Genomic DNA, 22307 nt, shown 5'->3' on the forward strand with positions numbered 1-22307 from the left:
CTGATACGTAGGATGATTATTCTTGTGGCACGCCGGTCTCCTCCTGTCCCTCACTTTCAATCTCTATAATTTCCGTATCCGCCTCCTGTGTGATTCTTTCATTGAGATACAAAATTCCTTTTGCAACAGCTGTATTTTTGCTTATATGTATTTTGACACTGTTTTCCCGGATCTGGACGTCATTTTCCTCCAATTCCTTGGAAAACTGCTTAAAGTTACTACTCAACTGTTTTTGAAGCTCTTCTTTTGTGTATGGTTTCTCTTTTGAAGTATAGGATCTTACAATTTTGCTGCCATAGGATATCGGAAGATAAAAGTTCTCGCCCAGCTTGAGTTGATGCTCATTGGTATACATCTCCCACTCTTTGTAATCATTTTTTACAGTTCCCGCGGAGATGTACCAGGAACCTGCCTTTATATAATACAGCCGACGCTGTGACTTTTCATAATATTTCTTTTTATACGTTGTGCTGATCGAGTCCTCGTAATTCAGCTGCGTATCTGCAAATATATCGGCGTCGGACTTCTGATACTGGTAACCGGTCACTTCCCCTGCGTCATTGAGCACCTCTATCCTGCCGGTTACAAGTACATCCCCTTTCGCCACGGTGTCGCCCACATGAACCTGTGGAATTCCGGATCTTGTAATAATGCTGGTGATCACGCCATCCTTTGTGGCTATCAGATCGCTGGGCGTCTCCGTTTCCTTTCCCGCATCCAAAGATGCATCCCCCTGGCCTTCTGCTCCCGCACCATCGGCACTTTCTGCCTCTTCCCGGAAAGTGTCCTCATTCTCCTTAATCTGGATGCGCAGCCGGCTTCCATCTATGGAGGCGGATACCCAGACAATATCGTCATACTCTTTTCGGATATCTTTTACAATCTGCGCGCAGTCTACTTTCCTTTTTGCCATATGCGGGGACACGTCTTTCGTCTCAAGAAATTCCAATAAAGTTTCGTTTGTCCATTTTTCATTGCCCTCAAAATGGATATCCCATATAAAACTCGAATAAAAATATAAGAGGCCAAGACAAAGGATAAAGCTGATAAAAAAAAGCTTTCGCTTTCTGTATTTATGCAGAAAGAAAGGAAGACCGTTTCTCTGGACAAGTAAAACTTTTGTATGAGTCTTCCTGACAATCGGCCTGAGTCTGCGGAATCCCTTCAGGCTCATATACATTTCGTATGCATTCCCGCAGGGATTCAGCCCCCATATATAGATCTGGTGATGGCGGCACAGGTTCAGGAAACGTTCCGGGGAATAGCCTTCCACCCGGATTTTTACATACCCGTGCATATAGCGAATGATTGACTGAATCACTGTTTCCTTACCTCACTTACAATATTCTAGTGATAAAATTCTGCCTGTTATTTTCATCTCATCATTCGTATAATATTCGATCTGCAGATTCTTTCCCTGCAGCCTGATCTGATATCCCTTGGTCTGTACACGAATCAGGACATCCGTGTACTCTATAATGCCCCGGTAATTCTCAATGCAGACTTCTCCTGCCCCTATGATGGTCACAACAGCCGCTCCGAGGACTACGTCTTTTGGCATGCTGGCTGCAGAGGCCAGCTTTTCCTTTATTTTTTCATTTTCTATTTCTCTTCCCATATAGAAATGCCACACATACGCCCTTTATTTGTAGTATATGTGCGGCATTTTTGTCCTATTCGGCTAACAGTTATGTTTTATCCCACGGAAGCGGCGGACATAAGACTCCCACCTCTATAGGTGGCGAGTAAGTAACAATTTCGTCTTGGTGGGAGTCCAATCTCCATCCAAGATAAAGCCGCCGGCAGATGGCAGAGACGCGCAGATGTATGATATCATGCGGAGCATGACGCGCATCTCGCCGCAAGTACGCCTTGGCGTACTTGAATGAATCACTTTCGTCCCCTTATAAATATCCCGGCTGCGATGAGTATCATACCGCCCGCAAACAGCCAGAATTTTTCCGCATAGCTGCCCTGGGCCATGGAAAACGGGTAAAATACTTTCAGATATTTTGCCCCGCTTCCAAAAGCGACGATATAGTAAAAGACAGGGATCATATAACCAGCAATCAGATTGTCGAACAGAGCGAAACCAAATATCCCCAGCCCTCCTACAAACAGCATTTCGGCCAGGGTGCCTCCGTAGTATGGGAGTACATGGAGCTGACAGCTGTTGTATGAAAGCACCGCCATGTAAGCGCCCAGCAGGAGTGCAAGCAGTATGATTGCTTCCAGCACACGGATGCCGTATATCGCTGTAATTTTCGTATATTTTGAACGGATCAGGTCACGGAGGTCCGGATTCTGTTCCGGCAGAAACACCGGCGTCAGCATAATGATGCCGAGCAGCGCCACATAGCGTTCCAGCACTTTTGCAGCATCCTCATAGGGCAGATTCTCCACGCCCAGTACAAGCGGAGAAAAGCAGAGCAGAAGGATGGCAATAATGGCATGAACGGGTATATTATGCCTTGTGTTTTCTTTTAAGATTTCCAAATATTTTGCCACGGATATCCAGCCTCCCTTTTCTTTTTTGTGTATAAATAAAAATTGATATTACTAACAGGAGAAGAGAAATTGCCGCGTAAAGCCCTCTGTTTGCTGCTAGCTGACCAAAGTTTTCATGAAAACCCGTATAATTATAGACCGTATTGTGCCTTGGTACGAGGCTCCATCCATATGCACCCCCGTGCATACTGTTCACAGATCCGAAGATTGTCAGGAACCACCAGGCTATCTGAACCAGGACCCCGAGCGCAGTATCCGTCAGTTCAGTCAGTACCAGCCCTACTCCTGCGGAAGCCATTACAGTTGGAAGAAGCCAGCCGAAGCTGTATTTGACAAATGCCAGAACATCCATCTGGATCCCGGCGCCGGCGGCAGACTGTAAGCACTGAACCAGCGGGATACAGGATAACAGGAGCACCGGAACCATGATCATAATCAGCATGGCAGCATACCGGCTTGTGATGATACAGGCAGAGGATGCCTTCCTGCTGGCAATCAGTTCCTGCATCTTTGAGCGTCTGTCACGCAGCCCGCGGGTCACTGCCAGAAAGACCGGCAGAATACCGAGCAGAATTCCCATATAGTCACTAAACAGTCTCGCATAACCACCGGTGAGATGGTCGTTTTCTATCAGGCTATTATAGTCTTCCAGAGCCTCCTCATATGTCTTTGGCTGGGAGACGCTTGTCTCCAGGCTGTCTGGCGCATAGTAAGAGCCTCCGCCCAGCATATCGTCGACTTCCTGCATTAACTCTTGAAACCGTTCATACGTCAACCCTTTTTTTACCTGTGTGGGGCTGCTGCCGTATATCACCTGGACGCCGCCTTCTGCCTCCTGTATTGCATCCGCAATATCGCCTTCCCCCGAAAGCCCTGTGGTCTCCTCCACAATCTCGCCAATCCGCTTCTGTTCCGCTTCGCTTGGAGTGACAGACTTATAAAAACCGATTGGATAGGTGGTATATGTTCCTGCCAGGTATTCCGAAACAAGGCGTCCGAGTACAGATTCCATGATATCCGTCTCATTCCCTCCATATGTCCATCCGTAATTTTCCTGCCCCGGCTCAGGCTTTTCACCTATCGTCATTCCTCCCATCTGGGAAAAATAAAAGACTACAAGGATCACCACGATCAGCCAGTAGATCATACTCTTCATTGTCTGCCGGCATTCTTTTGCTAATAGACTCAGGAACATCAGAGATCACCCCGCTCTCCGTGCATGAGATACATGTAGGCATCTTCCACTCCCGCCTCACAGCACTCTGCATGTGCAAATGGTTTCTTTTCGGCAATAAAACGAACCATTACGTTATTCCCAAGCGTCAGCATGCTGGTGACAACATAACGTTCCTTCAGCCGCGGAAGCTCGGATTTGCTGATCTGGGCCGTGTAGACTCTTCCGTCCGCCATATCAATCAGATCCGAGACTGTACCCTGATAGAGGATCTCGCCCTCATTTAACACCGCAATCTGCTCGCACGTAGCTTCGATATCTCCGACAATATGTGTGGACAGAATGACAATGCGCTCCTGGGCAATTTCGCTCAGCAGATTGCGAAACCGGACTCTCTCCTCGGGATCCAGGCCTGCTGTAGGCTCATCTACGATCAGCACCTTCGGATTGTGGAGAATGGCCTGTGCGATCCCAAGCCGGCGCCTCATTCCGCCGGACAATGCCTTTACCTTTTTCTTTTGATCCTCCAGGAGGTTCACCTGGGACAGAAGCTTTGGTATCAGTTCTCTGCGTTTCCGGCTTCCAAGCCCGGACAGTACGCCCAGATAATCCATTGCCTCGTAAACGGTCATATTCGGGTACATGGAAAATTCCTGGGGCAGATATCCGGTGATCCTGCGCACTCTCGCCGCATCCTCCACCGGAATACCGCAGACAGAGACGCTTCCCTCTGTCTTTGGCAGGAGCGTTGCAAGCACTTTCATCAGCGTGGTCTTGCCGGCGCCGTTTCTGCCAAGCAGGCCGAACATCCCCTTGTGGATTGTAAGGCTTACATCTTTTAAGGCACATTTTCGTCCATAATATTGATTTAAATGTTCAATTTTAATTTCTGCAGACATTTTTCTCATCCTCTCTTTATGCCATTCTCTGCTCCCCAAGGGCATGGATTACGGAGTGCCCTTTGGGTATACATTGTACTGCAGCAAAGCTGCAGACCCGCCCGCAGGGCATGGGTTACGGGGTGCCCTTTGGGTATGCATATATATTAGCCCGAAAATGTCTACACTTTCTCTACAAAAACTTAAGAATGTCTTCATTCATTCTTACAGGAAAATGAAGCCGTCACAACGGCGCCTTGATCGATACTGTTAGCAATGCTCAGCGTTCCTTCATGTTTCGCACAGATATGGCTGCAGATATGGAGCCCAATGCCAAAATGTGGATCTTCCTCCCCGTCTGCAGCATCGGAAGCCCTGTGTTCTTTATAATAGGGATTCAATGCATTCTGAAGATCCCCCTGGGTGAAACCTGGGCCGTCGTCATGCACGGTAAGCACAAGAACCGCCTTTTTATACTCAAAATCCAGCCGAACCCAGATTCTGTTTTCCGCATAGCGGATTGCATTTGAAAGCAGATTCTCCAATACCTCCAGGATCAGGCCAGTGTCTGCGAAAAGTATTTCATCCTCACTTTTCTTAGCGGGTACTGATAAGGTAATCTGTATATCTCCAATCTGATTCAGAGAAAAAATGACTTCGCGGATCTCATTTTCTATTCTGGATAAATCACTTTTTTCTCTGTGCACCGGGAGCTCATCTATGCTGCGGATACCTTTCATTGTCCGGCTGTACTGTTCCAGGCGGTTCAGATGTGAGGACATCAGATGCAGCGTGTCCAGCATCTTTTCTTCATTTACTTTGCCCTGCGGAATATAGCGGGCAAGAAAGTCGGAATATCCCTTCAGAACGGTTAAGGGCGTCCGCAGGTCGTGGGCGAAAGCCGCATTGAGCTGCTTCTGGTTTCCCACAAGTTCCCACATCATCTGCTTATTATGTATGAGTTCCTGCTTCATATCATCAAAGGAGCGGCAGAGTTCACCCATTTCGTCCCGGCTGTCATACGTCAGGTCAAAATCCAGATTATTGTTCCTGACGGCCTCCGTCCCCTCCTGTAGAATCCGAAGGGGGGCCGAAAGCCTCCTTCTATAAAATATCCTGCAGGCCAGAATGGAGCCCACAAGGGTATATAGAAACGGACACCAGGTACGAACAAAATCCAGCAGCTTCACTAGCACGCTGTCACGGGACGATAAACTGGAAAAGGTCTGTGTCCAGAATGGCCAGCCCGACAGCTTCACACTGTATAACCATATATCCTCACCGCTGTTATAGCTTTGCAGGATCCTGCTCTCCCACTGAAAACAGAAGATAATTGTGACATAAGAAAGAAACATAGCGGCTGCGGCCGCCACTAGTATATAAGCAGTTATAGCAGTGCAGAAACGTGTGTTTCTTATTCTCATTCTCGTGTGTTCTATCTTTTCTTCTAACCAATCCATTTATAACCAACTCCCCATACAGTTTCAATATACTGAATATCGGTGACTGCTGACAGCTTCGACCGGATTCGGCGTATATGTTCCGTTACAATACTGCTGTCCCCTTCCCCGTCATAGCCGCGGACTCTGTCGTAAACCTGTTCTCTTGTGAATACCTGGCCGACGTGCATGGACAACAGTTCCACAATATTAAACTCTGTCTTCGTCAGATTCAATGCCTTCCCGTCATAATATACACAACGTTCTGTATAATGTATGGCAAGGCCTCCCTGCATCTTAACCGCCTGTACTTTTGTCCTGCGTTCTTCTCTGCGCAGATGTGCCTCAACCCTGGCCCCCAACTCATCAATACTGAAAGGCTTCAATATGTAATCATCCCCGCCCAGCATAAGCCCTCTGATCCGATCCTGTTCTTCCACCTTAGCCGTCAGAAACAAGATGGGGCAGGATACATGGTCACGGATCATCCTACAGACTTCAAACCCGTCAAGCCCAGGCATATTCACATCCAGCAGAATCAAATCAGGCCTGCGTGAGGACTGCTCCAGCGCCTCCACACCATTGAAGGCACTGGCGACCTCATACCCCTGAATTTCAAAATAATCTTTTAACAGCTGCACAATCCCCGGTTCATCGTCCGCAACTAAAATTTTTTTACTCATAAGCCTTAAACCTCTCCATTACAACATAATAACATTTTATTATACCGGATAAATCTCTACAAAAACCCTATAATCCCAGATGAAATTGATTTTTCAATATTCCCGTCAGCATCTCCTCATCCACCCCTGTATACAATTTCCCATCAATCAGCAGATTAGGAGCCGTTCCGCAGTGTTTCAAACAGCTCTGTGTGCGAACCCGCACCTTCCCATCCCTGGAAATCCCATTCCGCCGCACCTTCAAAACTTTCTGCAGAAACGAAAGAATATCCCGTCCCCCCTGATCCGCACAGGCCTTCCCCATACAGACAACAATATCATGCAGAAAAGCCGCCTCCTTCAATGTAGGATACATCCGAACCAAAGCCCTTATAAAAGAAGGCTTCACCCCAGTCACCGCAGCCGCCCGCTCAATAACCCCAGCCGTAATACACCCATAAATATCCTGCAGCTCCCGCAACAAAGCCACAATTAACTCCTGCTCCCCTCGATTATCCATCCCCCCATAATAAGCCAAAATTTCCTCACTCTTCCGTTCCCGTTCCAATTCATCCATATATTCACACCCCAAATCCTAATTTATACATCAGTATACCCCGTTCCCGTAAATTTTAATTACCAAGAGAACAAATGAATTCCTAAAGATAAAATCCCCGTCGGCATCTCATAAAAACCATCCACCAAAACACAAGCCTAACATTCCTATCAGTTAATTGCCTCACCAAAATCCGCGAAGCCATCCCCAATCCGCCTCTGCCGCCACTGTTCCCACAAAGGAAAAAATCCAGCCGCCCTGATGCGCCAGCGCCGAAGATGGACAGGCGGTACGGTGTGCAGGAAGTGGGCGGCGGTGTGCTATTGCTAGAGTGCATTTACGAATTCTTGAAGAAGTCAGGCGGAAAACAGGGGGAAATCCGTGATTCCGAATCACGGATTTGGATGACTCAGCGTGAAAAATTATCAAAATTTTTCACACTGTGTCATCCGTACCCCTGTTTTCCGCCTGACTTCTTCTTAGAATTCGTTAATAAACGGGTGCAATAGCAAACCGCCGCCCACTTCCTGCACACCGTACCGTCTGTCCGTCTTCGGCGCGTCCCCATACCCGCCACATTTATTTCATTTCAAAACACCCTCTAACCGGCTGATGATCCGTGTATTCAAATTGTATATCTATATTTTCTACCTGTTCCACATTTATATTATCTGATACGATAAACCCATCCAGCACATACACCTGTGATTCCTCATAATTCCCGCTGTAAGGCCCATTCAGAAGCCTGCAGGTCGGCGCATTATCGGACACTGCGTAGGAAAATCCCGTTGGTATCTCTTCCTTCCCCACAATCCCGGGTACCCAGCTGTCTTTATTATGGATAGGATATGTATCCATGCCCTCGAAGGTCTGGTTAAAATCACCTCCGGCAATGACATAATTTCCTTTTTCATATTCTGACTGTAACTTTTCAGCGAGAATTTTGCTCTGTGCTATCTTTCCTTCCCCGCTGTCATAGGCTTCCAGATGGAAGTTAATCAGCACAAGCTCTTTATCCGTATTTTTGAGCGGAATCCTGGTTTCCAGCATGCAGCGCTTCAGATTGCAGGTCTTAACCGGCCATGAAAACGACTCCGGAAGAGCGATGCGCGAGGAATCGCTTACATGCAGACCAGTCATAGTGACAAGCCCGCTCGTAACCTTTCCGATTGGAGGCAGCGGGTATGGAACGTAGTCAACCTTAAAATTGCATGCAAACATTCCGGGCAGCCCCAGTTCCTGCTCATAGTAATCCTGTTCGTCAATATGGTAAGACCTCTTGGAATCCCGGTCCACTTCCTGGAGAAAATAAATATCCGCATCCTGCTCTTTCAAAATGGATGCGATTCCGCTCAGGTTGTTTTCCACTAGCTCTTTGCTATCCGGCTGCACCTTACTGCCCCCGTCCATAAAGAAATCCTCATCTTTACTCAGCCCGGCATACCCGGTATTATAGGTTAGAACTGTAAACATTTCCCCAGTCCCCAATTCAGCGGTTCCGTCTCCCGGTTCTATCGTCTCCACGGCATCCGGCCGATATTCACGGATCGTATAGTACCCCAGGATTGCAGCTGCTACAATAATGAATGCCAGCAGAATGATGCCAACTGCTTTTAATGCTTTTTTCTTTTTCATACACTCTGGTCTCCTTACCCCCAAAAAGGATTTTCTTTTGTCTGGTGTCCTTAGCTGCCTGCTGCAGCAGACACGATCGCGTCCGCCTCTTCGCGGGTCAGATATTTTTCTTCAACCATGGAATCCAGCACCTTTTTCTGGCGCAGCCGGGCAAGTTCCGGGTTTACCGTAGGTGCATAGGCGGAGGGGGCATTTGGAATCCCAGCCAGCAAGGTGCACTCATAATCATTCATATCCTGCAGCGCTTTACCGAAATATCCCATGCTCGCATCCGCAACGCAGTAATAACCGTCTCCAAAATAAATGCTGTTTACATACAATTCCAATATCTCGTCTTTACTGAATTTTCGTTCCAATGCAATTGCCATGAAGCCCTCCGCCACTTTCCTGATCAGGCTTCTCTCCTGGGTGAAATACATATTTTTGGCAAGCTGCTGTGTGATCGTGCTGCCGCCTTCAATCAGTTGACGGGCATGGATGTTATTCTTGATGGCCCGGCCAATCGCAATGGCGTCAATCCCCGGATGTTTATAAAAACGTTTATCTTCTACGGCCACAACCGCGTTCAAATAGATATCCGGCAGTTCTTTCAGCGGTGTGTACGATGGTGATGCTTTGATTTCTTCTGCTTTCTGGTCTATGCTCATATACTCTAAAGCATCTTCGTATTTTACATAACCCTTATATCCCAAATATCCTCCCACACACAGAAGACACAGGAGAATCAATGCCAGCAGCCGTCTGATAAATTTCATATTTGTCCTCTCTTTCGTACGTTTATCTGTATCTATTGAAATTATATCAGAGGAAGATAATATTAACCTAATAATACTCTTAAAAATTTCTTAAAATCTAACACCCCTTATTCCGCGGCTTGTCCTCTATATGGTTAAGGAATCTTTTGTAACACTACTATGCATACTAATTACTTTCTAGCACCGCAAGTAATTCTTCGGCGCTATAAAAAACATCTCTATCATATCCCTCTGTTGCTTTCGTTTTATCATATATTTCATTTAGAGAACTGATATAATCTTCCTCTGCCATCGCTATGCCATTCCAAAAGTATTTGTAAACAAGTCTTCCGTTATTGTCATACTCTTTATTCTGATAATCCTCAACGCCATAGTTTCCCTCAGCAATCAGTGTCAGTTGTCCGTCTATCATACTATATACTCTATCTTTATAAGAATCCATCAGCCCCTCTGAATTGCAAAGCATGTTTTCCTTTTCAATATATGAAAAACCAAGCCTGTAAAGCTCTGTTTCATAGGTTTGTCTGTTCGCATAGGTAACAATACTGGAACCTGCTGCTTCGCAGCTGCCGATAACTGCTAATTCAGGTATATCATCGCTATCTATATAAATAAGACGATATCCCGTTACACCGTTAGGATCATGTGTAGTCTGCACATAATCTGCGAATGCCCGTTTCCAGTATGAGTCCGTTTGTGGTTCCACTGGTTCTTCTTTCTGTACACTTTCCGCGGGGGCTGTCCCCTGCTGGATAGCCGACAGAATATTTTGAATCGTTTTGTCTGGAACTTCTGCATTCACCTTTTTCGTCAAACTATTCTCCAGAAAAAAACGGCCTTCAGAGCTTCCGTAATATATTCTGGCCTCAGAATAAACAGAGTCTTCTCTGTTACCGGGCAAATAACTGCATATAATGATAATATCGTCATAGCTGTCCAGATTATAATCTGGGAAAGACACGGCTTCTACCTTATTAAAAGTTTCATTTTTTCTATCATAGGAACCATTCATACCTGGAAGCACAGCGACAACCTGCTGATCTGCCAGCAATTTAAAAACCGCATCATTATATATACTTTGCGACGTATCCGGAGCGTAAGAGACGAATCTAATCTTTCCCAATGGTTTCAACTCCGTGTCAAAAGTCTGATCCTGAATTAGCCTATCTGTATTATTATACCACCAATTTCAAAACCAATAAAGTGTATTTATTAAGAACGGAGGAGGACTGACGCATACAGCAACCATGCCGCTACTGTCCATATTGATCCATAAACCTTGCTGAACGACATCGGTGCGAATAAAGTAACGTATTGTCCGCATATAACTGACGGAACCACAGAGCCGTCTGTGTCATACCCATATCTCCGGAATATAATAATATACCAATATATGATTGCAGAAGACAGCGGCAGAACACGGTAAGGCCAGCCGCTCTGACCTCAAAACCTTTAGGAGAAATAAAATGGTTACTAAAAATATGATGCAAAAATTGACGGAACAGGAAATGATCGGTAAAGATGTGCTGGTACAATTGTTCGAAGAAACCTTTAATGCAGGGCGCTGTGCTGTGAAAATGCTGCGGGATACCCCCTTATATCAGCTAAAGGCAATCTTCCTGCTGTTCTTGGTTATGATACAGAAGAAGCCCTGCTTCACGAAAACGAATTTTTTGCCGGTCTGATCTTTGAGGAAGACCGTACTTCCGTATTAAAGGTATTAAAAAAAACGGCTGCTGAAAAAAACAGCTTTTCAATCGAATTTAGATGCCGTGGCAGGGACGGTATGCCAGTGGCACTCTGCGGCGCCGTTATTTTTCTGAAAAACACCGGGCATATACTATTATCTTTTATCAAAGCTGCGGAAACCATCTGGGATCGGATATTCCGTCTGCTCCCATGCGGTATCTGCCGTGTAGCGGCAGATGATGTTTTTACGATACTGCAGGCAAACGAAATATATTATGACATATACGGATATACATCCAGGGAAGCCTCCTCCGTGGGGTTCACAAATGAAAAATTCATTATTCATCCGGACGATTTCGAGTACGTACAACATAAGGTTCAGTGTTGTCTTGAGCTCATGGACAGCTCTACCTTTGAGATGGAACATAGAGTCGTCATGCGGGATCAGAGCCTCGGCTGGGTACTGGTGAAAGGTTATATTGACAGAACAGCCGGTGATTGCTGCCTCAACTGTGTGTTATTGGATATATCGGATCGTAAAAAAGCGGAGGAAGACCTGCGGATCAGCGAGGAGCAGAACCGGATCGCATTTCTTTCGACAGATAATTATATGGATATCTATGATGTAAAAACTCATGTTCTTGAACATCCGTATGAGGACGCCAGTGAAAGCAGGAGACCTAAGAGAATAGAAAATGTTCCCTACAGCATAGTTGCCGCAGGGCAGGTAGAGGGCGACAGCATAAGAGATTACATTCAGTTATTTGATTCAATAGTGAAGGGGAGTCCCGAGGGAAAATGTACAGTTCAGATGAATCATAGGGATGGAGACCATTTCGGCTGGTATGAGATTAAATACCGGCTGATCTTTGATAAGTCAGGCAGGCCGGAACGTGCAGTCTTATCCTACAGAGATATAACATCTCAGAGGGAAAAGGCGCTTGCCTATGAAAAGTGGAGCCGCTTTTTTGATCAGCAGAAAACTAACAGCCTTGGCTACTACGAGTATAATCTGACGAAAAATCTATATGCCGGAAGTGAAGACAGTCTTTTGAATTCACTTCCCCCATATATTCAAAGCTTTACGGAGGCCGTCAGTTATTATTCAGCACACTGTGTGTATGAGGAAGATAAAGAAAAATATATGGAATTTTACAGTCGTGACAGGCTTCTGTCCGCTTATTACTCCGGTACGAAGACAGATTATATCGAATACCGCCGCAGGCGGGAAGAAGGTGGGCTTTTTTGGGCGGCAGGAACCATTCAGCTGATCTCTGACCCTTATACAGAGGATGTCCGTGCATTTATTCTTGTGCAGGACATCGACCAGAAGATCCAAAGGCAAATCAACATGAAAAAACAGATAGAGAATGATTCCCTCACTGCACTGTTGAACAGGGGAACCGCCATAAGGAAAATCGCCTCAGAACTGGCGGATAAGGAATCCGGTCGGCGTTCTCTGCTGGCCATGTTAGATGTGGATCATTTTAAGGAAATCAATGATACTCACGGGCATCAGTTTGGCGACCGGGTATTGGGCGATATCGGAAAAGTGCTGGCCTCCATGGCGGGAGAATGTGATGTGTTTGGCAGGATGGGCGGGGATGAATTCATCTTTTTTTTAGCAGATGTACCTACTGCTGAATTAGCAGAAAAATATCTGTTGAAAATCAGCACATCACTTAATATATCATACCAGACTCCTAAAGCGACGGTCTCTGTTAGTATCGGCGCAGTCTATCCCTGCGGCGGCCTTATGTTTGAAGAATTATATTCCAGGGCAGACGCAGCGCTATACGAGGCAAAAAAGGACGGGCGGAACCGATTTGCAATCAGATAGTAACTTCACATGCAGGACGCACACTGCGGCAGTTCTAACGAACACCGCAGTGCCCTAAGTAACGACTGCTAAAACAAACTCCAGAGGAATTTTATATATCATAAATAACCGCTTTTTACTTATGATATGGCTCCCCCTGGATAATACGGTAACTGCGATAAACCTGTTCCAGCAGTATCAACCGCATTAGCTGATGCGGAAAGGTCATTTTAGAAAAGCTCAGGGCAAAATCAGATCGCGCCAACACAGAAGAGCTTAAACCGATAGAACCTCCAATCACGAAAATGATATGGCTGGTACCGGTGACGCCCAGTTTTTCGATCTTATTGGCCATCTCTTCTGAAGTGATCTGATTTCCCTGGATCTCAAGAGTCATGACAAAGGCATCCTCTTTGAGATGCTTTAGAAGCCGTTCCCCTTCCTTCTCACGGATACTTTCTTCGACCGCCTCGCCTGCCTGATCCGGCGTTTTTTCATCGGCAACCTCTATGATATTCAATTTACAGTATTTACTCAGACGCTTACTGTATTCTTCGATCCCATCTTTCAGATATTTTTCTTTGATTTTACCTACCGATAAAACAGTGACTTTCATATCTTTTATTCCTTCAATTTTATTTGTATCGTCATGGGGCTAATCTGCTCTCAGAGCGCAGATACCCTGTCAGGCTTTCACAGCCCATCTCATTTTTGCAGACCGGGCCCTGCTGTTTCTGGCGCATTCTTCTGCCGAAGGCCGAATTACATCCTTTGAATAGCTGCTGTATATCCCCTCTTGAAACAACTGCTTAAATGATTTCTTTACCAGCCTGTCTTCGCCTGAATGAAACGTCAATATGGCGACTCTTCCGTCTGGTGCAAGGATATTGGGAAGTTTTTCTAAAAACTGGTAGAGCACTTCAAACTCGTTATTAACATCAATGCGCAGTGCCTGGAAGGTTCTCTGGCAGGATTTTTTAACGGCCTCCTTTTTCTCAGTGGCAGGGAGAAAATTCAGTGCTTTGTCAATTACGTTCCGCAGCTGCCCGGTCGTTTCGATTTTATTTCCCGATTTTAGTTCAGCTGTAACCGCTCTGGAAATCTCTCCTGCATAGGGTTCGTCCGAATTCTCAATCAACATGCCCTCAAGTTCTTCCGGTTCTATGGTTCGCAGCCTCTGCGCCGCTGTGATCCCCTTTTCGGGATTCATTCTTAAATCCAGAGGCCCGTTTGTTTTGTACGAGAAGCCTCTGTCTGGATTGTCAATCTGCATAGAAGATACGCCAAGATCAGCCAGCACAAAATCAAACTGTCCGGCCTCCTTAGCTATCTGGTCTATGTCCGCAAAATTTAGAAGCTCCACAGTCAGAATCTCTGATCCGTATCCCATACCTGCAAGGCGTTCTTTTGTTTTCACTGATTCGATAGGATCCACATCCAAGGCATAAATATGCCCCTCATGTTCCAGGCATTTCAACATTTCCAGTGTATGTCCGCCATAGCCCAATGTGGCATCCAGTCCCTTCTGGCCAGGCTGGATCTGTAGAAAATCAAGGATCTCATTTACGCAGATCGAAATATGCATTCCGGCGGGCGTACTTCCTTTCTGTATGACCTTCTCAACAGTAGACGCATACTTTTCCGGGTGGAGTTCTTTGTATTTTTCTTTATAATTCCTAGGGTGCGTCCCCTTATATCTGGGACGCCTTTTGTGTTGCTGTTCCTGGTTTTCCATTCTCTTTACCCTTTCATCAAAAGTGGTTTTCAGAGAAATTTCAGTCTATATAAAAACCACTTACTAAAAAACTGTGTATCTATTTAAAAACATGGACAAATATGTTCTTATTATATATCAGGAAAGATATGACGGCAATCTTTTTTAATAGGAAACTCCCATGATGCTCGGACTGCCTGGAAAAAACATATTTTCTTTACTTCATACATAGATTGTTCTGTCAGTACCTTCAAGTAAAGGAGTAAATATTATATGAATAACTGTGATAATGGGAGAAATAACGAAGCCATTAAACCGGATACCTGCCAGAAAAAAGAGCTTTTTGCAGCCGACGCCCCCTATCCTCCGGTCTGTGTGGATGGTGTAAACCGCCTCTATGGAAGAATGATGCTGGATAACGTAGGCGGACAGAATTCAGAGATGACCGCTGTCAGCCTGTATATTTACAACAACCTGCTGTTGGTGGAGGATGAACGCCTATCCTATGTCTTTCACAAAATCAGTATTGTGGAGATGCACCACCTTGAGATATTCGGACAACTGGCAAGAATGATGGGAGAGAATCCCAGACTCTGGACTTACAGAGGGAACCAGATGTTTTATTGGTCACCCGGGTTTAATAATTACCCTATGGATATCAAGCCTCTGCTTATCAACGCAGTCAACCATGAACGCCAGGCCGTTCAGAAATACCGCTCTCAGTGTGCTAAGATCCAGGATGAGAATATTGTAAGATGCCTGGAGAGGATCATCATGGATGAGGAACTCCACATTCAGATTTATGAGTCCCTGTACGACGAATACTGCGGATAGCCGGTTAAGCTGCTTTTATGCAAAAAGAGACTGCTTTGTGCAGTCTCTTTTAATACTTACGATGTACTAGTACTACTTTTATTTATTTCACAGGGTTAGCGGCCAGATACGCTTCTGTCAATTGCACCGCATCTTCAATGCATTGATCACAGCTGCAAATAGGCCTGTCGGAGCCGATCCCTTTTAATTCACGGCAGATGATAGACTGGTTCTTCTCACGGAATTTTGCTGCGCACTCCTTTACTTTCTTATAGGTGTCCGCTTTTGTAGATTTCCCTTTTTCAAGGCTTCCTACACTGTTCTGTAGCCCCAGTATCATAGTCATGCCGGACACGGCACCGCACACTTCCATCATACCCATGCCAAATCCGAATCCTTCTGAAATCCGAAACATCTCCTCTTCCGATATGCCGAAATCCCGGCAGAATGCGCAGGCTACGGCCTGACAGCAATTATAACCTTTTTTATGATATTCCAGTGCGGTTTCTTTTCTGGTCATAGCAGTTCCTCCTGTGTAAAATCAGCTTCTTTATTTGTTCAGATATTCATCAATGCCTTTTGCACCTGCTTTTCCAGCGCCCATTGCAAGGATCACTGTGGCAGCGCCCGTTACAGCATCTCCGCCTGCATAAACCCCCTCTTTGGATGTCTGTCCGTTTTCTTCTTCCGCTACGATACATTTTCTTCTGTTCACTTCAAGGCCTTTTGTTGTAGAAGAAATCAACGGATTCGGAGAGGTACCGAGTGACATAACGACCGTATCCAGTTCGATTTCATACTCGGAGCCTGGAATCTCTACCGGGCGTCTTCTTCCGGATGCATCCGGCTCGCCCAGCTCCATTTTGATCACCTTCATTCCCTTTACGTATCCGTTATCATCCACGAGGATTTCCTTTGGATTAGTAAGAAGGTCAAAAATAACACCCTCTTCTTTTGCATGGTGAACCTCTTCTACTCTGGCCGGAAGCTCTGCTTCGCTTCGTCTGTAAACAATATGTACCTCGGCACCAAGCCTTAATGCGGTTCTTGCCGCATCCATGGCAACATTACCGCCGCCGACTACAGCCACTTTTTTTCCTGCAACAATCGGAGTATCGTAATTATCATCAAATGCCTTCATCAGGTTGCTTCTTGTCAGATATTCATTGGCTGAGAAGACCCCGTTTGCATTCTCTCCCGGAATTCCCATGAACATTGGAAGACCAGCGCCTGAGCCGATAAATACGGCTTCAAAGCCTTCTTCTTCCACGAGCTGGTCTATGGTTGTTGATTTACCGATTACGACATTAGGCTCGAATTTGACGCCTAACTCTTTAACTTTTTCGATCTCTTTCGCAACTACCTTTTGCTTGGGAAGACGGAATTCAGGAATTCCATATACAAGTACGCCGCCGAGTTCATGCAGCGCTTCAAAAACAGTTACGTCATATCCCATCTTTGCCAAGTCTCCGGCGCAGGTAAGCCCTGAAGGTCCAGAACCGATGACTGCCACTTTATGTCCGTTCTTCGTCTCGGGACACTCCGGTTTGATGTCATGTTCCAGCGCATAATCCGCTACAAATCTCTCAAGTTTACCGATCGAAACAGGCTCTCCCTTGATTCCGCGGATACATTTCCCTTCGCATTGTGATTCCTGAGGACATACACGTCCGCAGATAGCCGGAAGTGCGGATGCTTTTCCGATTACTTTATAGGCTTCTTCTATATTGCCTTCTTTTACTTCTTTAATAAAACCTGGAATATCGATTGCTACCGGGCAGCCGTCGATACATTTGGCCACTTTACAGCCAAGGCATCTGTTTGCCTCCTCCATAGCCTCTTCCCGGTTATATCCAAGGCAGACTTCTTCAAAATTCGTTGCTCGTACTTTCGGGTCCTGCTCTCTGACAGGCACTTTCTTTAATACATCAGCCATTAGTTGTCACCTCCGCAGTTTCCGCATCCACCATGATGAGTGTCTCCTTCTTGCACTTTCAGCATCGCACGGCCTTCTTCTGTCTTATACATCTGGCTTCTCTTCATTGCCTGGTCGAAGTCTACAAGATGTCCGTCGAATTCCGGGCCGTCAACGCAGGCAAACTTGATCTCATCGCCTACCTGAAGGCGGCATGCGCCGCACATTCCTGTTCCGTCTACCATAATCGGGTTCATGCTGACAATTGTAGGCAAATCCAGTTTCTTAGTAAGCAGACATACGAACTTCATCATGATCATCGGTCCGATTGCCACGCATACATCGTACTGTTTTCCCTCGTTCTGTACCAGGTCCTCGATAACGGCCGTAACCATGCCGGAACGTCCATAAGAACCGTCGTCCGTTGTAACATAAAGATTGCCTGCTACAGATGCAAGCTCTTTTTCAAGAATCAGCATGTCCTTCGTCTTGGAACCTACGATAACATCGGCTTCAATGCCGCGCTCATGCAGCCACTTTACCTGTGGGTAAACCGGCGCCGCCCCCACACCTCCGGCTACAAATAATATCTTTTTATTCTTCAGTGCTTCGATATCTTCATGAATAAACTCGGACGGGCATCCGAGCGGACCGACAAAATCCCGGAAACTGTCTCCTTCTTTTAAGTACGCCATCTTCGTTGTGGACGCACCCACTTCCTGGAATACAATTGTAATCGTTCCCGCCGCTCTGTCATAGTCGCAGATTGTAAGCGGAATTCTCTCACCCTTATCATCCATCTTAACAATCACAAACTGTCCTGGCTGGCAGTGGCTGGCAACACGCGGTGCATGTACATCCATAAGATAAATATTATCAGCCAGTTTTTCTGCTTTTAATATCTTGTACATCTTATTCCTCCTTGTAAAAAATCACCCTTTCCTTATAATACGCTATAAATAAAGGATTGGCAAGTGTTCTTTCAAAAAACAGAGCATGTTCTGTTTTTCCTTTCATAAAAATGGGGCAGACACATTCTCGTGCCTGCCTCCATCCATATGTACCAGGGAACCATTCAATTAAAAATCAACTTCTGTTCCATAGTAAATGCAGTTAAATAATCTTTCCATCTCTGCAGGAGTAATGCTTCTCGGATTAGAACCTGTGCAGGCATCACCTACGGCCAGTTCGGAAATATGTGCAATTTTTTCTTTGAATTCCTCTTCTTTAATACCGAATTCTTTCAGGGTCTTTGGAATGTTCAGCTGAACATTGAAGTCGTCAATCTTTTCACAAAGGCTGTTGATCAGAGCCTTTTCGGAAGTCCCCTGAAGTCCTGTCCTGCGCGCGATTTCGGCATAACGTTTTGCGGCAACAGGATCTTTTGCATTGTACTTAATTACATATGGAAGGTACATTGCATTTGCGCATCCGTGTGTAATATGCCCTGTTGAAAAAGCTGCACCTGTTTTATGAGCCATTGAGTGTACGATACCAAGCAATGCATTTGAAAATGCCATTCCTGCCAGGCACTGTGCCGTATGCATCTGCTCTCTGGCATCCATGTTGCCTCTGTAGGAAGCCGGCAGGTAATCAAATACCATCTCAATTGCCTGAATTGCCAGTGGATCTGTAAATGCACAGTTTAAAGTAGAAACATATGCTTCGATCGCATGGGTAAGTGCATCCATCCCTGTATATGCAACCTGTTTTGCGGGAAGTCCCTCTACCAGTTCGGAATCTACGATTGCAACATCCGGTGTGATATTGAAGTCAGCCAGCGGATATTTTACGCCTGTCTGATAATTTGTGATAACGGAGAACGCCGTTACTTCCGTTGCGGTTCCTGATGTAGACGGGATTGCTGCAAACTTTGCCTTCTGTCTTAATTCAGGGAAGTTAAACGGAATACATAAGTCTTCGAAAGTCACCTCAGGGTATTCATAGAAAGCCCACATTGCCTTGGCTGCATCTATCGGGGAGCCACCGCCCATCGCAACAATCCAGTCCGGCTCAAACGCACGCATCGCCTCGGCGCCCTTCATAACCGTTTCAACAGACGGATCCGGCTCAACCCCTTCAAAAAGCTCTACTTCCATGCCTGCATCTTTCAGGTATCCGACTGCTCTGTCAAGGAAGCCCTGACGTTTCATGGAACCGCCTCCCACGACGAGAATTGCCTTTTTCCCTTTCAGGTTTTTCAGTTCTTCCAGACAGCCTTTTCCGTGATAAATGTCTCTTGGTAATGTGAATCTGCTCATTTTATTGCATCTCCTTTATAAGTACGTTATTTTTTTAACATGCTAATTATAACACTGTTAAAGTTTTAACGCAACCCAAATACAGGTAAAATCATGTTAAAAATTGCACAAAAATATCGCTGCAATTATGTCAAAAATATACACAATTGCAGCAGCGTTATTCTTTACTTATTCAGGCAGTTCCAATACATAATTTCTCTTTGTAATCTGTGTTGTTTTGCCGCTTTTGCTGACAAGAACCGCACAGAACATCGTCTGCCCTTCCGGCATATCAATAGGGCCTTCATATTTGGCGGAAGCGGCGCTGGGATCCGTTCCGTCCATTGTATAATATGCAGTATACCCCTCCGGCACATTGATTGTTATCTGTGTTGCCGTATCATACTGGCCTGTGGACGGGGTTACTGCGGGTGCATCTTCTACCGGAATGTCCACGTTGTATACTCTTGAAGCTGTAAGGCTCGGAATCTTTTTCTTATTGACGGAGATTGCCTTTATCGTAGTCGTCCCCTCTTCCAGGAGAATCGGATCCTGATATTTCGTGCTGGAGGTATCCGGTTCGGAACCATCCGTAGTATAATAGATAGCTTCACCTGCAGAGCTTAAGGATACTTCCTGTACCTCCGGATAGGTACCCTCTTCCAGGCTGAATTCCGGCTCTTCGGACACGTAGGACTTTACGCCGAGAAGAACGTTGTCATCCTCGCAGCCATCCAGCAGTTCCGATATTTTTAGCAGCTGCTTAGTCTCCACGTAAAAGTCTATGGCTGCTTGATACAGTTCCACATTGGAGGGCTGGGCGCTTATGGCAGTCATAAAGACCGCTTCCGCCCCTTCCAGGTCGTCCTGCTGGCTGTATACCTTAGAAAGGCCAGTATAGGCCTCTGCTCTCTTATCGTTTTTTGAGATCGCCTTATTAAAATAGTTTTCCGCCTGCGTATAATCATTGGTAACAAGTGCCTGATTTCCTTTGCGGATTTGTCCGGTATAGGAGTTCTGATAAAAAACAAATCCAAGCACGCCCGCCAGAATCAGCAGGACAAGCACGATGATGAGCGCTCTCTGCCGCCTTTTTTTCGCAAGTCTTTTTTTGCGGGCAATCTGCTGGCGCCGTCTTTCTTCAGCCTCATTTCTTTCCTGCCGCATGGAGCCTGTACTCTGGCGCATGGATCCGGTTGCCATTCTTCCAGTCTGCCGCATAGAACCTGTATTTCTGCCTGTCTGGCGCATGGGACCGGTAGAGGACCGGCTGCCCTGACGCACGGAACCTGTGGAAGTGCGGCCCGTCTGATACCTGGAATCGGCTCCTGGCTGACGCGAAGGACCCGATGCTGCTCTGCTGGGCTGCCGCCCCTGTCTCGCTGCCGCATTTCTCCGGGCGCGTATCTCATCCAGTTCTCCCTGGTTCAGTACTCTTGTCGAATTACTGTACTCTCTTGTTCCGTCACGGCGGTATCTTCGGATATCGTCTGTCCTAATCTGTCTTGTGGCGTCTTCGATAGAACCCTTCACTTCCTGAGCGAGGACATCTTCCAGAGGATTATAATCTGGTACAATCTGAACTTCCATATGGCATTCCGGGCAGTAAAGCATGTCGTCCGGAATCATGGCACCACAATGTGTACATCTCATCTTATTTCCTCCTAGCTGCGCGCAGTTTCCACACAGTTGTTCATCAGCATGGCAATTGTCATAGGACCTACCCCGCCCGGCACGGGCGTAATTGCAGACACTTTATCAGCCACATCCGTAAAATCCACATCTCCACAAAGTTTGTTATTCTCATCGCGGTGCATCCCCACATCAATGACGACTGCACCCTCTTTTACATATTCTGAATTAATAAACTGCTTTTTCCCGATTGCAACGATCAGTATATCCGCACGCCGGGCAACTTCTTTCAGATTTTTCGTGCGGGAATGCGTTACGGTTACCGTCCCGTTTTCCCTAAGAAGCAGCGCCGCCATGGGCTTTCCTACAATATTGCTTCTTCCGATCACAACACATTCTTTTCCTTCTATCCCGATACCGGAGCGCTTCAGAAGCTGGATAATGCCGGCTGGCGTACAGGATAAAAATCCTTTTTCCCCGATCCAGAGGCGTCCCACACTTTGCGGATGGAAGCCGTCTACATCCTTATCCGGTGAGATTGTCCGGATAACCAGATCTTCATTTATGTGGGAAGGCAGAGGCAGCTGCACCAGAATTCCATTGACACCGCTGTCCGCATTCAATGTCTCTACGAGAGATACAAGTTCCGCCTCCGTCGTAGACTCAGGCAGTTCAAACGCCCGGGACTCTATCCCGATATACGCGCATGCCTTTTTCTTATTATTGACATACACAGAGGAGGCTGGGTCATCCCCCACCTGTACGACCGCCAGGCAGATATTGCCCCCCATTTCCTTTATTTTCTGTACTTCTTCCTTTAATTCGTCCTTTATCTGAGCTGAAATCAGCTTTCCGTCAATTATCTGTGCCATTCCATC

Annotated in this window: 22 protein-coding genes; 3 read left to right on the forward strand and 19 right to left on the reverse strand. The window is 46.1% G+C overall.

What is annotated here, in order from left to right; genetic code table 11:
- Positions 1-16: 16 nt before the first annotated feature.
- The 11 genes from MWG26_RS11525 to MWG26_RS11575 form a co-directional block, all read right to left on the reverse strand.
- Positions 17-1321 (reverse strand): sporulation protein YqfD, encoded by a 1305-nt coding sequence (locus MWG26_RS11525; RefSeq protein ID WP_025657422.1) that lies wholly within the window; start codon positions 1319-1321, stop codon positions 17-19.
- A 12-nt stretch (positions 1322-1333) separates the two neighbouring features.
- Complete coding sequence (locus MWG26_RS11530; RefSeq protein WP_044927356.1) at positions 1334-1618, reverse strand: YabP/YqfC family sporulation protein; 285 nt, start codon at positions 1616-1618, stop codon at positions 1334-1336.
- Between the two features lie 272 nt (positions 1619-1890).
- On the reverse strand, positions 1891-2508 hold the full coding sequence (locus MWG26_RS11535) for a hypothetical protein (protein WP_117440838.1): 618 nt from the start codon (positions 2506-2508) through the stop codon (positions 1891-1893).
- Positions 2465-3664 (reverse strand): ABC transporter permease, encoded by a 1200-nt coding sequence (locus MWG26_RS11540; RefSeq protein WP_309295984.1) that lies wholly within the window; start codon positions 3662-3664, stop codon positions 2465-2467. The genes MWG26_RS11535 and MWG26_RS11540 overlap by 44 nt, the downstream gene beginning before the upstream one ends.
- A gap of 38 nt (positions 3665-3702) precedes the next feature.
- Positions 3703-4581 (reverse strand): ABC transporter ATP-binding protein, encoded by an 879-nt coding sequence (locus MWG26_RS11545; protein ID WP_025657419.1) that lies wholly within the window; start codon positions 4579-4581, stop codon positions 3703-3705.
- A gap of 194 nt (positions 4582-4775) precedes the next feature.
- Positions 4776-6020: a HAMP domain-containing sensor histidine kinase gene (locus MWG26_RS11550; protein ID WP_044927354.1), complete on the reverse strand. Its 1245-nt coding sequence runs from the start codon at positions 6018-6020 to the stop codon at positions 4776-4778.
- On the reverse strand, positions 6008-6682 hold the full coding sequence (locus tag MWG26_RS11555) for a response regulator transcription factor (RefSeq protein ID WP_117440840.1): 675 nt from the start codon (positions 6680-6682) through the stop codon (positions 6008-6010). The genes MWG26_RS11550 and MWG26_RS11555 overlap by 13 nt, the downstream gene beginning before the upstream one ends.
- 67 nt (positions 6683-6749) lie before the next feature.
- Complete coding sequence (locus MWG26_RS11560) at positions 6750-7238, reverse strand: NADH-quinone oxidoreductase subunit NuoE family protein (protein WP_025657418.1); 489 nt, start codon at positions 7236-7238, stop codon at positions 6750-6752.
- Positions 7239-7796: 558 nt separating this feature from the next.
- Positions 7797-8852, reverse strand: a complete 1056-nt coding sequence (locus MWG26_RS11565) for an endonuclease subunit UvrC (protein WP_025657416.1) — start codon at positions 8850-8852, stop codon at positions 7797-7799.
- Positions 8853-8902: 50 nt separating this feature from the next.
- Entirely contained in the window at positions 8903-9607 is a 705-nt protein-coding gene (locus MWG26_RS11570) for a transglycosylase domain-containing protein (protein ID WP_025657415.1), read from the reverse strand.
- Between the two features lie 166 nt (positions 9608-9773).
- Positions 9774-10730 (reverse strand): hypothetical protein, encoded by a 957-nt coding sequence (locus MWG26_RS11575; protein WP_049915895.1) that lies wholly within the window; start codon positions 10728-10730, stop codon positions 9774-9776.
- Between the two features lie 343 nt (positions 10731-11073).
- Between MWG26_RS11575 and MWG26_RS11580 the strand changes: the two genes are divergently transcribed.
- Together MWG26_RS11580 and MWG26_RS11585 are read left to right on the forward strand one after the other, a co-directional pair.
- Positions 11074-11292 carry a hypothetical protein gene (locus MWG26_RS11580; RefSeq protein WP_025657399.1) on the forward strand — a complete coding sequence of 73 codons (219 nt, stop codon included), beginning with the start codon at positions 11074-11076 and terminating at the stop codon, positions 11290-11292.
- Positions 11293-11393: 101 nt separating this feature from the next.
- Positions 11394-13136 (forward strand): sensor domain-containing diguanylate cyclase, encoded by a 1743-nt coding sequence (locus MWG26_RS11585; protein ID WP_117440841.1) that lies wholly within the window; start codon positions 11394-11396, stop codon positions 13134-13136.
- A 115-nt stretch (positions 13137-13251) separates the two neighbouring features.
- Here MWG26_RS11585 and rlmH read toward each other — a convergent pair whose 3' ends face one another.
- Positions 13252-13731 (reverse strand): 23S rRNA (pseudouridine(1915)-N(3))-methyltransferase RlmH, encoded by a 480-nt coding sequence (gene rlmH / locus MWG26_RS11590; RefSeq protein WP_025657397.1) that lies wholly within the window; start codon positions 13729-13731, stop codon positions 13252-13254.
- Between the two features lie 69 nt (positions 13732-13800).
- On the reverse strand, positions 13801-14850 hold the full coding sequence (gene rsmH / locus MWG26_RS11595; protein WP_025657396.1) for a 16S rRNA (cytosine(1402)-N(4))-methyltransferase RsmH: 1050 nt from the start codon (positions 14848-14850) through the stop codon (positions 13801-13803).
- 252 nt (positions 14851-15102) lie between these two features.
- Between rsmH and MWG26_RS11600 the strand changes: the two genes are divergently transcribed.
- Entirely contained in the window at positions 15103-15663 is a 561-nt protein-coding gene (locus MWG26_RS11600; RefSeq protein WP_153917942.1) for a ferritin-like domain-containing protein, read from the forward strand.
- Between the two features lie 82 nt (positions 15664-15745).
- Here the strand turns inward: MWG26_RS11600 and MWG26_RS11605 are convergent, their stop codons facing one another.
- The 6 genes from MWG26_RS11605 to folD all read right to left on the reverse strand — a co-directional run bounded on the left by MWG26_RS11605 (position 15746) and on the right by folD (position 22301).
- A complete protein-coding gene (locus MWG26_RS11605; protein WP_025657394.1) occupies positions 15746-16162 on the reverse strand; it encodes a C-GCAxxG-C-C family protein in 417 nt (138 codons plus the stop codon).
- A gap of 30 nt (positions 16163-16192) precedes the next feature.
- A complete protein-coding gene (gene gltA / locus MWG26_RS11610; RefSeq protein ID WP_050642249.1) occupies positions 16193-17578 on the reverse strand; it encodes an NADPH-dependent glutamate synthase in 1386 nt (461 codons plus the stop codon).
- Positions 17578-18468 carry a sulfide/dihydroorotate dehydrogenase-like FAD/NAD-binding protein gene (locus tag MWG26_RS11615; RefSeq protein WP_117440842.1) on the reverse strand — a complete coding sequence of 297 codons (891 nt, stop codon included), beginning with the start codon at positions 18466-18468 and terminating at the stop codon, positions 17578-17580. Before MWG26_RS11615 ends, gltA begins: the two co-directional genes overlap by 1 nt.
- A 168-nt stretch (positions 18469-18636) precedes the next feature.
- Positions 18637-19818, reverse strand: coding sequence for an iron-containing alcohol dehydrogenase (locus MWG26_RS11620; RefSeq protein ID WP_055153459.1), 1182 nt, complete (start codon positions 19816-19818; stop codon positions 18637-18639).
- Between the two features lie 168 nt (positions 19819-19986).
- Positions 19987-21450 (reverse strand): chitobiase/beta-hexosaminidase C-terminal domain-containing protein, encoded by a 1464-nt coding sequence (locus MWG26_RS11625; RefSeq protein ID WP_025657392.1) that lies wholly within the window; start codon positions 21448-21450, stop codon positions 19987-19989.
- Between the two features lie 11 nt (positions 21451-21461).
- Entirely contained in the window at positions 21462-22301 is an 840-nt protein-coding gene (gene folD / locus MWG26_RS11630; RefSeq protein ID WP_025657391.1) for a bifunctional methylenetetrahydrofolate dehydrogenase/methenyltetrahydrofolate cyclohydrolase FolD, read from the reverse strand.
- Between the last annotated feature and the right edge of the window lie 6 nt (positions 22302-22307).

Source organism: Faecalicatena contorta (assembly GCF_022835095.1).
Taxonomy (GTDB): Bacteria; Bacillota; Clostridia; order Lachnospirales; family Lachnospiraceae; genus Faecalicatena; species Faecalicatena contorta.

Bases quoted from the DNA above. Each gene is read 5' to 3' on its own strand.
- MWG26_RS11570 (WP_025657415.1), bottom strand. From the start codon at position 9,607: ATGAAATTTATCAGACGGCTGCTGGCATTGATTCTCCTGTGTCTTCTG.
- MWG26_RS11615 (WP_117440842.1), bottom strand. From the start codon at position 18,468: ATGTACAAGATATTAAAAGCAGAAAAACTGGCTGATAATATTTATCTT.
- MWG26_RS11560 (WP_025657418.1), bottom strand. From the start codon at position 7,238: ATGGATGAATTGGAACGGGAACGGAAGAGTGAGGAAATTTTGGCTTAT.
- MWG26_RS11565 (WP_025657416.1), bottom strand. From the start codon at position 8,852: ATGAAAAAGAAAAAAGCATTAAAAGCAGTTGGCATCATTCTGCTGGCA.
- MWG26_RS11600 (WP_153917942.1), top strand. From the start codon at position 15,103: ATGAATAACTGTGATAATGGGAGAAATAACGAAGCCATTAAACCGGAT.
- rsmH (WP_025657396.1), bottom strand. From the start codon at position 14,850: ATGGAAAACCAGGAACAGCAACACAAAAGGCGTCCCAGATATAAGGGG.
- MWG26_RS11550 (WP_044927354.1), bottom strand. From the start codon at position 6,020: ATGGATTGGTTAGAAGAAAAGATAGAACACACGAGAATGAGAATAAGA.
- MWG26_RS11555 (WP_117440840.1), bottom strand. From the start codon at position 6,682: ATGAGTAAAAAAATTTTAGTTGCGGACGATGAACCGGGGATTGTGCAG.
- MWG26_RS11580 (WP_025657399.1), top strand. From the start codon at position 11,074: ATGGTTACTAAAAATATGATGCAAAAATTGACGGAACAGGAAATGATC.
- rlmH (WP_025657397.1), bottom strand. From the start codon at position 13,731: ATGAAAGTCACTGTTTTATCGGTAGGTAAAATCAAAGAAAAATATCTG.
- MWG26_RS11620 (WP_055153459.1), bottom strand. From the start codon at position 19,818: ATGAGCAGATTCACATTACCAAGAGACATTTATCACGGAAAAGGCTGT.
- MWG26_RS11625 (WP_025657392.1), bottom strand. From the start codon at position 21,450: ATGAGATGTACACATTGTGGTGCCATGATTCCGGACGACATGCTTTAC.
- folD (WP_025657391.1), bottom strand. From the start codon at position 22,301: ATGGCACAGATAATTGACGGAAAGCTGATTTCAGCTCAGATAAAGGAC.
- MWG26_RS11540 (WP_309295984.1), bottom strand. From the start codon at position 3,664: ATGAAGAGTATGATCTACTGGCTGATCGTGGTGATCCTTGTAGTCTTT.
- MWG26_RS11545 (WP_025657419.1), bottom strand. From the start codon at position 4,581: ATGTCTGCAGAAATTAAAATTGAACATTTAAATCAATATTATGGACGA.
- MWG26_RS11585 (WP_117440841.1), top strand. From the start codon at position 11,394: ATGCCAGTGGCACTCTGCGGCGCCGTTATTTTTCTGAAAAACACCGGG.
- MWG26_RS11530 (WP_044927356.1), bottom strand. From the start codon at position 1,618: ATGGGAAGAGAAATAGAAAATGAAAAAATAAAGGAAAAGCTGGCCTCT.
- MWG26_RS11605 (WP_025657394.1), bottom strand. From the start codon at position 16,162: ATGACCAGAAAAGAAACCGCACTGGAATATCATAAAAAAGGTTATAAT.
- gltA (WP_050642249.1), bottom strand. From the start codon at position 17,578: ATGGCTGATGTATTAAAGAAAGTGCCTGTCAGAGAGCAGGACCCGAAA.